Consider the following 11,697-nt stretch of genomic DNA (forward strand, 5'->3'; position numbering starts at 1 on the left):
TGGCGCTGGCACCACCATGGGAGGGGGCCATGGCGCTGCTTCGTGGTGCCAGGTCAGACCTTGTCATGGACGAGGGCCGAGATACCACCGGAACCCACCTGTACCGTCCCCTGGGACGGCTGACAGGTGGGTTCCGGGGTAGCTCAGGGAAAGTCCAGCCGAAAGTCGGTTGCGCGGACTCCGGCCGGCTGCTGGATCAGGCGTTCTTGCAGGTCAGCCGCGCCTCCGCCCAGTCTGCATGGTCGCTGGTGACGCCGTCGCCGGCATCGGTCACCTGCAGCGTCAGGAGCTGGCCACCCGTCGTGTCGACGCTGACGGGCACCGTGGGTGAAGTACCGGTAAGCAGATCCGATGTGTACTTCGCCACACCGTCGACGAGCACCTTGAAGCTCACCTTGCCCCGGTCCTCCATCTCGTCGTCCACCCCGACCTTGGCGGTGAAGCCCGTGCAGTTGCCGCCGAGCCGCACGGTCACCGACGACGGCGCGTGCGTACCCAGTCCCTTCGCGTACTGCGTTCCGTCGAGCGTCAGTGCGGCTCCGTCACCGGCCGCGTCCTCACCGTTGCTCTTGTCCCGCTCGACCGGACCCCAGCCGTTGCTCGAGTCCACGAACTCCAGATCGCTCACCCACGGCTGGCCGGTCGGAGCCGGAGGCAACGGCTTGTCCGCGAGCGTCGCCGCGAAGAATCCGAGTCCGCCGCCGGGCAGCTTGATCGCCTTCACCGTCTTGCCCGGCGTCACCGGTACGGCGGTGTAGAAGACCCGGTAGTCCGTCGTGGTGTTGGACAGGCCGGACGGTGTGTACCGGCCCTTGACGGAGACGGCGAGTTTCGCGCCGCCCGTCGCCGGGTCCTGGCAGCACCAGTTGGGCAGTTGCAGCGGTGCGGTCGACTCGGTGCCGTCGGTGTAGATGATCGTCACGTTGCCCTTGGCGTTCAGGCTCGCGCCCGCGCCCAGCAGGGCCAGCGACGATCCGGTGCCCGAGACGAGGATCGGCGCGGACTGGTTCTTCACCAGGTTCGGCGTACCGGGTGCTCCGGTCGGCCAGGTGAAGTCGGCGCCCTGCACGGTGACCTTGGCGCCCGGGGTGTAGCCGGCCGCGGCCAGTGCTTCACCGTTGAAGCTGTCGCCCGAGCCATCGAAGTTGCCTTGGGCAAAGGTCTTCGCGTCGCTGATGCCGACCACGGTCGCGGCCTGCGACAACGATGCGTAAGGCAACTGTGCGAGCGCCACCGTGCTGTTGCTGTAGGTGTCCTCGTGGACCAGGTACGAAGCATCCAGCCGCAGTGTGAACGCGGCCGGCTTGACCGAGGCCGCGGGAGTCACGGCGAGCTTGGTGCTGACCGTCTTGCCTGGGTCGACCTTGGCGAAGGTGCTCGTCCCGGTCGAGGTCCAGCCGGCCGGCAGGTCCAGCGCGAGCTTGACGTTGCGCATGGTGGCGTCGGTCGGGTTGGTGAAGGAGGCCGTCAGTTCGGTGGCCTGGCCCGGTGCGTTCCACAGCGCCGGCGAGGAGAGCTCCGGCGTACCGGTGGACTCCAGGACGGCCTTGCCGCCGCCGACGGAGGTGGTGCCGGCGAGGCGGACGGTTGCTGTGGCGGCGGTGGAGATCGACGCGGTCTTGACGAGCACGACGCCGTTCTCGTAGTACCAGCCGGTGGTGGCTGCGTTGTACGTGTCCTTGGTGGCTTGCTTGTTGAGTTGGACGCTGTCCACCGAGACATCGCGCGGGGCGGTGCCGGTGTGGACGGTCAGCTCGTACGGACGTGTGGTCGGCTTACCGGCGTACGAGCCCTTGCTGGCGCCGATCTTGACGGTGACGTCGCCGCGGGCCGCGACGGGGGCGGTGACCTCCAGGAGCTGCGAGGCCGACTTTTCCTGCTTGTAGTCGCGGGTGACGCGGTCGTCCTCGTAGAGGTTGAACGACGACTTGCCCTCCGGGTAGACGTCGACAGTGAGCCGGTCGCCGAAGCCCTGCTCAGCGGCGTTGTTGATGCCGGCCTTCCACATCGGTACGACCGCGCCGGCCTTGACGAACAACGGCAGCGTGTCGAGCGGTGCGTGGTAGCCGTTCACCGTGGTCGGGCCGGTGTAGACCTTGCCGGTCCAGTAGTCGACCCAGTTGCCCTTGGGCAGGTAGATGCCGCTCTTGACGTCGTCGGCGCTCCAGGACGGCGCGACAAGGAACTCCTTGCCTGCAAGGAACTCGTACTTGGCCGCGTCGCCCCAGGTGTTCGGGTCGTCCGGGTACTCCAGCACGGGTGAACGGTTCAGCGGAGCACCGGTCGCGTGGGCCTCAGCGGCGTACGAGTAGAAGTACGGAAGCAGACGCTCGCGCAGCTTGAGGTACTTGCGGTTGATCGAGGTGTACGGCTCGCCGTACGCCCACGGCTGCTTGAACGCCGGGGTGGCCCAGCCCGACATCGTCATGAAGGCGGGGTTGAACGTCTTCCACTGCAGGTCTCGCGTGTAGCTGGTCGGTGAACCGCCGAAGATGCCGTCGACATCCCCTGCGCTGTAGGCGATTCCGGAGTTGCCGGAGCCGGTGATAGCGGGGATCTGCCACTTGATGGCGTCCAGCGAGCCGCTGTGGTCGCCGGTCCACTGCACTGCACACCGCTGCGCACCTGCCCAGCCCTCAACCATCCAGGCGTAGCCACGGGCGTTGCTGTACTGCTCGATGCCGTCGTGCGCGGTGTCGCAGGCGCTCAGCGCGTAGCGGTAGCCAGGGCCGACCCATGCGACGTCCAGCTTGCGTACGCGGACTCCTGCGTCGCCTACCTCGGCCGGCTGTCGGTCGAGCGACGACTGGGTCCACAGGCCCATCTGGATGTTCCGCTTGCGCAGCTCGTCGCCGGTCTGCTTGAGCGCGGGGATGTCCCGCTTGCCCCACCAGGTGCCGTCGACCTGCTCCGAGTCGGTGTTGGCCGAGTAGCCACAGCCGTAGTCGTCGTTGACCAGCATCCAGCCGCCGGGCATGTCGTTGTCCTGGAACTTCTGCGCGACCTTGACCGCGTCCAGCGTGGTCGTCTTCTCCGGGTTGACCTTCCAGTCGTTGCTGGGGTCCGGATCGGTGGCGTAGTGGCCGCGGTTGTAGCAGTCCGAGTCGCCGTACTCGAGCCCGTAGATCGGCGGCATGAACGGCCGGCCGGTGAGCTCGGTGTAGCGGTTGAGCGAGGTCTTGAGGTCGCCGACGAAGTAGTACGCGTCGAACCGCTTCTCGTCGTGCTTGGTGACGACGGGACTGGTGAAGCTGTAGCTACCGGGGGAGAAGGTGTTCCGCAGTACGCCGTACCCGGCTGTGCTCATGTAGTACGGAGAGGCGTTGGGGTTGCCGCCGTCCTCCCAGTTGAAGTCCTTGGCGACCGTGATGGTCTGGTCGCGATGGGAGAAGCGGCCGTTCTGCATGCCGCCGCCGAAGAACTGCTCGTTGGCGCCGCGGCTCAGCGACTGCGTGGTGGACCTGTCGGTCCAGGACAGGGGTGCCGTCTCGGACCAGACCTGCTGCCCGTTCGCCCGGTAGAGCGAGAAGCGCAGCGGCGACTTGTTCGCCCGTACCTCGACCTTGCCGGTCGTCAGCGAGTAGTAGCTGCCCTTGTCGGTCCAGCTCGTCGCGGGCTTGGCGTAGTCGGTCTTGGCGACGATGTTCGACGCCGGGGCGGTCGGGTCGGTCGGTGGGGTGTTCGCCGGGTCGGTGAACGTGCCGTCCGGGGCCAGCCAGATCCGGAACACGTCGTCCTTGACGAAGACGACCCGCACCTTCGCAGTACCGGCAGACAGCGTGTACTGCGCGCCGTCGGCGGCGAAGTCGGTCACTGCGCCCAGGGAGGTACCCGCCGCGGCGGTGCTGGTTGCGGCTGGTTCTGCGCTGGCGGGGCCGACGGCGTTGGCCAAGGCACCCGCTACTAAGGCCAGGGATGTCCCGGCGATGACTGCTGAACGTTTAACGCGGACAAAGATGCTCACGAGTGCCTCACTTCACGCATCTATGAACAGGATTGCGCTATTGATAACCCACCGGCCTACCCGTTGTCACTAGTTCGGCCGTACCTGTTGTCATGAAGTTGAGATGGGGACTCCATCGGGTGGCGGACTCACGCCGACGGTCCCGGCCGCTTTGATGATTCGCATGACGAACTATCGAAGCTTCAGCCGTAGCCTCGGCGCCGGCCTGGCGGCGAGCGTCTTCTTGTCGGTCCCGGCGCTGGCCCAGGCGTACCCCGCCGATGAGCGCGACAGCGGACCGGCCGTCAGCGGCGCACTCGCCCCGGCCGGTACTGCGACGACGTACCCGCCGACCAAGATCCACGTGCCGGCCCCGAGCGGACCGGACAAGATCGGCACGGTCGAGCTGCACCTGGTCGACCCGGCCCGTGACGACGCGAGCGCGCCGGGCGGTAAGCGTGAGCTGATGGTCAGCGTCTGGTACCCCGCGCGGCCCCGCGCCGAGGGTCCGCTGGCCAAGTACATGCCGCCGAAGACAGCGGACGTACTGAGCCACAGCCTGGCCAAGGCAGCCTTCGGCCTCAACGACCCGGTCTTCGACTTCGCGGGCAGCGACACGCACGCCCAGGTCGGTGTGCCGGCTCAAGCCGGTAGGCATCCCGTGGTGCTGTACTCACCGGGCTACCCGCTCAGCCGGTTCTACGGCACAGCTCAGGTGGAGGAGTTGGCCAGCCAGGGGTACATCGTCGTGACGATGGACCACACGCATGAGGGTGCGGTCGAGTTCCCGGGCGGCCGGTTCGTACCGGGTACGGACGTGTTGCTGCCGACAGCGGATGAGACCAAGGCGGCTGTCGACGCCAGGGTGGCTGATGCGCGGTTCGTGCTCGACCGGATCTCGCTGCTGGCCTTCGGGCTCAACCCGGATGCCGAGAAGCGCCAGTTGCCGCGTGGTCTGCGGCAGGCGATCGACATCAACCACGTGGGGATGTTCGGCTTCTCGGCCGGCGGCCACACGGCGGCCAACGCGATGCTGGCCGACCCGCGGATCAAGGCCGGGGTGGACCTCGACGGCACGCTGGCCTACGACATGCAGAAGGGTCCGCTCGGGCCGGCCGCGCTGAAAGGGCTGGACCGTCCGTTCATGCTGTTCGGATCGGACGGCAGCCAGCGGACGGATCCGACCAAGCCGGACACCTTCGACATCTCGTGGGCGACGTTCTGGCAGCAGCAGAAGGGCTGGAAGCTCAACCTCCAGTTGCCGGGGACGAACCACCTCGGCTTCTCCGACTACCAGTTCTTCTTCTACGACATCTTCTACGGGCTGACCGGGGACGACGACGGCGCGGTCCAGGTCCAGGCGAACGTCGGCGGCATCCTGGACCGGCACCGGATGCTGCTGGCCCAGCGCACGTATCTGACCGCGTTCTTCGACCAGTTCCTGAAGGGCCGGCCGCAACCCCTGTTGCAGAAGCAGTCGCAGGCGTTCCCGGAGGTCCAGTTCGTGTCCTGACCGGGCAGGCGGGTGCTACCTAGGGATGACCTCGGGATCACGCCTTAGGACGATTCGCTGAGGCGGTTGCTGGGATTGGCTGGATGGCATGATCCAGCGCCGAATCATCGCAACCGTCCTTGCGACCACCTTCGCGGCGCTTGCCGTACCGATCGCGGCTGCCCGGGGGCCGGTGGGGGCGGCTCAACCCGCGGCTGCCGCGAGTACGGCGTACCGGGTGGAACTGCCGGCGCCTACCGGGCCGTACGCGATCGGGACCTGGGAGGTGCACCTGGTGGATGCCCGGCGGGCGGACCCGTGGCAGCCGGGGAAGCGGCGGGAGTTGATGGTCAGCGTCTGGTACCCGACCCGAGGTACTCACCGGCAATTCGCCCCGTACGCCGGGCCTGCCGTCGCCCCGGCGCTGGGCGCGCAGATGGCCTCTCTCTTGGGGCTGCCCGGCAATACCGTCGACCTGGCCGGCAGTACTACGCATGCCCGGCTTCGCGCGAAGCCCTGTGGGCGGCACCCGGTACTGCTCTATTCACCCGCCTCGGGCACCTCCAGGGTGATCGGTACGAACCAGGCTGAGGAACTGGCCAGCCGGGGCTATGTAGTGGTGACTATCGACCACACCGGGGAGGTACCGGTCGAATTCCCGGGCGGCAGGGTGGTGGGCGCGCTGGTGCCGTGGGAGGCGCCGGGGGCCGCGAAGAAGGCCACGGACACGCGGGTGGCGGATGTGAGATTCGTCCTCGACTCGCTGCCGGGGCTGCCGCGCCGGCTGAGCCACGCGATGGACCTGAGCCGGATCGGGATCTACGGGTACTCGATGGGCGGCTCGACGGCCGCCTCGGCGATGCTGGTGGACCGCCGGATCTCCGCCGGGGTGAACCTTGACGGCGGGATGCGGGACGGGGAGCAGCCGAGTGAGGTGAGCCTGCGTGGACTAGACCGGCCGTTCCTTTTGGTCGGCGCGGGGGCGCATTCCCGGAGTACGGACCCGACCTGGTCCAGCTTCTGGACGGTTCAGCGCGGCTGGAAGAAGGAGTTGCGCCTCGTCGACGGCGGGCACGGGTCGCTCGGTGACTATCAGTTCACCCTGCCCGGCCTCGCGCGCGCGTCTGGTATCGACCCCACAGTGCTGTCGGAGGGCCTCGGTACGGTCTCTCCCGAGGTGTCCGTCGCCTTCACGCGACATGCTCTGGACGAGTTTTTCGGTGAGTTTCTGAAACCCTGATGAGGCCGACGGCGCCCCGAGCGGTTACCGTGCGTTGAGAAATGCGTTGCTGTCGGCCGTACTCTGTCCGTGGGCGGGGTCTGGTTTTGTGTTCGGGGGAACAAGCTGTCCGGCCGCAGGCGTTTGGGCACAGTGGAGCGTTGACAGGCAAGGAGCGCAGTGGCAGGGGCAACAGGCACGAAGACAACGTCCGGCTCGTCATCGACGGCTGCCGGCGGTCAGCGCCGCCTGGTGATCGTCGAGTCGCCGAAGAAGGCGCGGATGATCGCCGGCTTCCTGGGCGCCGGTTACGTGGTGGAGTCGAGCTTCGGCCACATCCGCGACCTGCCCAAGGGCGCCGACGAGATCCCGGCGAAGTACAAAGGCCTGCCGTGGGCGCGCCTCGGGGTCAACATCGAGGACCACTTCGACCCGCTGTACGTCGTACCGGCCGACAAGAAGGCCCAGATCCGCAAGCTGAAGGATCTGCTCAAGGACGCCGACGAGCTCTACCTGGCCACAGATGAGGACCGCGAGGGCGAGGCCATCGCGTGGCACCTGCTGGACGAGCTGAAGCCGAAGATCCCGGTCAAGCGGATGGTCTTCCACGAGATCACGCCGAAGGCGATCCAGGACGCGGTCGGCAGCGCCCGGCAGATCAACGACGCGCTCGTCGACGCCCAGGAGGCCCGGCGGATCCTGGACCGGCTGTACGGCTACGAGGTCTCGCCGGTGCTGTGGAAGAAGGTCATGCCGAAGCTGTCGGCAGGCCGGGTCCAGTCGGTCGCGATCCGGATGGTGGTCGACCGAGAGCGGGAGCGGATCGCATTCCGCTCGGCGTCGTACTGGGACCTGGACGCGAAGCTCGACGCGGGCGAGGGCAAGACCCCGCGGATCTTCCCGTCCCGGCTTGTCTCGGTGGACAGCCGGCGGGTGGCCCAGGGGCGCGACTTCGCCTCGACGGGTGAGCTGAAGAGCGGCAACACGGTCCACCTGGACGAGTCGACCGCTACCGCGCTGGCCGCGGCGCTGCAGGAGTCGACCTTCACGGTCCGCTCGATCGAGTCCAAGCCGTACACCCGCAAGCCGTACGCGCCGTTCCGGACCACCACGCTGCAGCAGGAGGCCGGGCGCAAGCTCAACATGTCCGCCTCACAGACGATGCAGATCGCGCAGCGGCTGTACGAGAACGGCAACATCACCTATATGCGTACTGACAGCGTCACGCTGTCGGACACGGCGATCACGGCGGCCCGGGCCCAGGTCCGCGAGCTGTACGGCGCGTCGTACCTGCCGGACAAGCCGCGGGTCTACACCTCCAAGGTGAAGAACGCGCAGGAGGCGCACGAGGCGATCCGGCCGGCCGGCGAGCACTTCCAGACGCCGGCCCAGACCGGGCTGAGCGGCGCGGAGTACCGGCTGTACGAACTGATCTGGATGCGGACCATCGCGTCGCAGATGAAGGACGCGGCCGGCAACAGCGTCTCGATCAAGATCGACGCCCGCGCGTCGTCGGGCGAGAACTGTGAGTTCACCTCGTCCGGCCGGGTGATCACCTTCCACGGCTTCCTGAAGGCGTACGTCGAGGGGGCGGACGACCCGTCCGCCGAGACCGACGACCGCGAGACGCAGATCCCGGACGTGTCCGAGGGCGACGTGCTGCCGGCCACCGAGGTGCTTGCCTCGGGGCACGAGACGAAGCCGCCGGCGCGTTTCACCGAAGCGACGCTGATCGCGCAGCTGGAAGATCGCGAGATCGGCCGTCCGTCGACGTACGCGTCGATCCTGGGCACCATCCAGGCGCGTGGCTATGTGTACAAGAAGGGCACCGCGCTGGTGCCTGCTTGGCTGGCCTTTGCTGTGGTGCGGCTGCTCGAGCAGCACTTCACACGGCTCGTCGACTATGCGTTCACTGCCTCGATGGAGGACGTGCTGGACGATGTCGCCGCCGGGAACCTGCAGCGCGAGGGTGTGCTCGGGCGCTTCTACTTCGGTGACGACGGGATCGAAGGCCTGCAGTCCATGGTCAGCGATCTGGGCGACATCGATGCCAGAGAGATGTCGACCTTCCCTGTCGGCGATGCGGACAGCGGGATCGTCGTACGGGTCGGTCGTTATGGGCCGTACGTCGAGGGGCCGGAGGAGACGCGGGCGAACGTGCCCGAGGATCTGCCGCCGGACGAGCTGACGGTCGACAAGGCCAAGGAACTGCTGTCGCAGCCTTCGGGTGTCGAGCTGGAGCTCGGTACTACGCCGGACACCGGGCTGAAGGTTGTTGCGAAGGCTGGTCGGTACGGGCCGTACGTGACCGAGGTACTGCCGGAGGACGCGCCGAAGAGCGCCAAGCCGCGGACCGGGTCGCTGCTGTCGACGATGCAGCTGGACACGGTGACGCTGGCGGATGCGCTGAAGCTGCTGTCGCTGCCTCGGGTGGTTGGCAAGGACCCGGAGTCCGGGGACGAGATCACCGCGCAGAACGGGCGCTACGGGCCGTACCTGAAGAAGGGCACGGACTCGCGGTCGCTGCAGACCGAGGACCAGATGTTCGACATCACCCTCGAGGAAGCGCTGAAGATCTACGCAGAGCCGAAGCAGCGTGGCCGGCGTGCTGCCGCGCCGCCGCTGAAGGAGCTGGGCGAGGATCCGGAGTCGGGTCAGCCGGTGGTGGTCAAGGAGGGTCGCTTCGGTCCGTACGTGACCGATGGCGAGACGAACGCGACGCTGCGCAAGGACGACTCGGTCGAGACGATCTCGCTGCTGCGTGCCGCTGAACTGCTTGCGGACAAGCGGGCGCGTGGGCCGGTGAAGAAGACCGCGAAGAAGGCTCCGGCCAAGAAGACCGCTGCTAAGAAGACCGCGGCCAAGAAGACTGCTGCGAAGAAGACCACCGCTAAGAAGACGGCGGCCAAGAAGACCACCGCCAAGAAGACGGCCGCTAAGAAGGCCTGATGCCCAGTACCGCGAAGGGTCCGGCCGAGGTCACCGCGCAACGCCTCCGAGAACGAGGCGAACGCGTGACCCCGGCCCGGCTCGCCGTGGTCGAGGTGCTGGCCGGCACCGACGAACACCTGAGCGCCGAACAGATCGGCGAACGCGCCGAAGAACTCCGCCCAGGAATCCACCGGGCGACTGTCTATCGGGCACTGGACGCCCTGGGCGAATTCGGCCTGGTCACGCATGTGCATTTGGGCCGAGCCGGTACCACCTACCACCTGGCCGGAGACCTGGCTCCCCGCCACCTCCACCTCCGCTGCAGCGAATGCGGCACGGTCTTGGATGTGGCCGGCGACATCCTCGACCCAGTCCGCCGCAAACTCCTCCGAGAACTAGGTTTCCACCTAGCCCCCGAACAGGTCGCCCTAGTCGGCCTCTGCAAAGACTGCAGCAGCTAACTCCAGCTCGCGACGCGGCTGGGTGGCTTCCGCCGACCGGGGTGCCCCGGAAGCGAGTCGCCGGGCCGGCTGGCGGGTTATCGGGCCACTGGCGGGAAGCATCACGCCAGCGGTACAAGAACGTGCCAGCGGCCGACGACTGGCGCGTACCGGCGTGCAGTTGCGTGCCAGCAGTTGCGGTCGGGAGGTGCAGCGGAGGTGCGCGTGCCGCCGGGCGGTTTCGACGCACTGGTGCAGCGGGGTGGGGGTATGTCCCGGTCGACAGGAGGTAGTGGTGTCTCGGGGTGGGGTTTGCGCTCAGGGATGGGGGCGTGGGGTGGCCTAGGGCTAGTACCTCCTGTCGAGCGGGACGGTGCTGCTGGTTTGGAATAGGTTTGGTGGATGGTGGTGGTTGGGGAGTTGGTTTCGCGGGAGAGTGCGCGGCGGGTTGCGTTGAGGGCGCAGGGGTTTGGGGTGGGGCGGGCTGGGCGGGGGGATGTGCGGCAGCTTCGGCGGGTGGTGGGGCGGGTTGGGGTGTTGCAGGTTGATTCGGTCAATGTGTTGTGTCGGTCGCATTATTTGCCGGTGTTCAGTCGGGTTGGGGAGTACCGGCGGGAGACGTTGGATCGGATGGCTTGGGGTGGGGAGCCGGAGCTGTTTGAGGGGTTCTGGGGGCATAAGGCGAGCCTGCTGCCGGTGAGTAGTTATCCGTTGGTGCGGTGGCGGATGCGGGCGGCTGAGGGGCAGGTTTGGGGGGGGGGGGGGGCGCTGAAGGAGGGGGTGGCGGTGCCTTGGGCTGTGGTGGTGGGGATGGAGCGGCTGCAGAAGGAGCGGCCGGGGTTGGTGGGGGAGGTGCTTGCGCGGATCGCTGATGAAGGGGCGATGACGGCGGGTGAGGTGGGGGCTGGGGAAGTACGGCGTAAGAGAGGGGATCCGGATCCGGATCCGTCGACCGGGTCTATGTGGAATTGGCAGGATGCCAAGATCGCTGTGGAGTACCTGTTCGCCACTGGGCAGGTGATGGTTGCTGGGCGGCGGAATTTTGAGCGGGTTTATGACCTGACCGAGCGGGTGCTGCCTGAGCCTGTACTCCGTGCGCCCGAGCTCTCCGCCGAGGCGCAGCGGGAATTGGTGCGGATCTCGGCGCGGTCGCTGGGTGTGGCGACGGCGCGGGAGCTGTGCGGCAAGACGGGTGGGCACTATCCGTTGCCTGCGGCAACTGCCAAGCGGGTCGTCAACGAGTTGGTGGAGTCGGGCGACCTCATCCCCGCCAACGTCGAAGGAGTCACCAAGCAGAGCTACCTGTCTTCGACCGCCGAGGACCGGCCGGTGGACGCTCGCGCCCTGCTCTCACCCTTCGACACCTTGATCTGGAACCGCGACCGCACCGAGCACCTCTTCGACTTCTTCTACCGGATCAGCATCTACACGCCGGCCGCCCAGCGCATCCACGGGTACTACGTCCTGCCGTTCCTGCTCGGCGACCGCCTGGTCGCCCGGGTCGACCTCAAGGCCGACCGCAAAACCTCCACTCTCCTCGTCCCCACCATCACCCCGGAGCCCGGCGCCCCCGATTTCACCGAGCCACTGGTCGCGGAGTTGCAGCTGATGGCTAGCTGGCTGGGGCTCGAGCGGGTTCGCTTGCCCTGACAAACTCACCAAAACCCTGTCC

Annotated in this window: 6 protein-coding genes; 5 read left to right on the top strand and 1 reads right to left on the bottom strand. The window is 67.4% G+C overall.

Annotated elements, in window-relative coordinates:
- Nucleotides 1-196 precede the first annotated feature (196 nt).
- On the bottom strand, nucleotides 197-3,814 hold the full coding sequence (locus OHA70_RS14950) for an NPCBM/NEW2 domain-containing protein (protein ID WP_328332822.1): 3,618 nt from the start codon (nucleotides 3,812-3,814) through the stop codon (nucleotides 197-199).
- Nucleotides 3,815-4,127: 313 nt separating this feature from the next.
- Here OHA70_RS14950 and OHA70_RS14955 point away from each other — a divergent pair, with 313 nt between their 5' ends.
- The 5 genes from OHA70_RS14955 (at nucleotide 4,128) to OHA70_RS14975 (ending at nucleotide 11,675) form a co-directional block, all read left to right on the top strand.
- A complete protein-coding gene (locus tag OHA70_RS14955) occupies nucleotides 4,128-5,456 on the top strand; it encodes an alpha/beta hydrolase family protein (protein ID WP_328332824.1) in 1,329 nt (442 codons plus the stop codon).
- An 88-nt stretch (nucleotides 5,457-5,544) separates the two neighbouring features.
- Nucleotides 5,545-6,675, top strand: a complete 1,131-nt coding sequence (locus OHA70_RS14960) for an alpha/beta hydrolase family protein (protein ID WP_328332826.1) — start codon at nucleotides 5,545-5,547, stop codon at nucleotides 6,673-6,675.
- A 159-nt stretch (nucleotides 6,676-6,834) separates the two neighbouring features.
- Nucleotides 6,835-9,603: a type I DNA topoisomerase gene (gene topA, locus OHA70_RS14965; RefSeq protein WP_442913889.1), complete on the top strand. Its 2,769-nt coding sequence runs from the start codon at nucleotides 6,835-6,837 to the stop codon at nucleotides 9,601-9,603.
- Nucleotides 9,603-10,046 (top strand): Fur family transcriptional regulator, encoded by a 444-nt coding sequence (locus tag OHA70_RS14970; protein WP_328332828.1) that lies wholly within the window; start codon nucleotides 9,603-9,605, stop codon nucleotides 10,044-10,046. The genes topA and OHA70_RS14970 overlap by 1 nt, the downstream gene beginning before the upstream one ends.
- Nucleotides 10,047-10,427: 381 nt before the next feature.
- Nucleotides 10,428-11,675: a winged helix-turn-helix domain-containing protein gene (locus OHA70_RS14975; RefSeq protein WP_328332830.1), complete on the top strand. Its 1,248-nt coding sequence runs from the start codon at nucleotides 10,428-10,430 to the stop codon at nucleotides 11,673-11,675.
- Nucleotides 11,676-11,697: the final 22 nt, after the last annotated feature.

The organism is Kribbella sp. NBC_00382, assembly GCF_036067295.1.
Taxonomy (GTDB): Bacteria; Actinomycetota; Actinomycetes; order Propionibacteriales; family Kribbellaceae; genus Kribbella.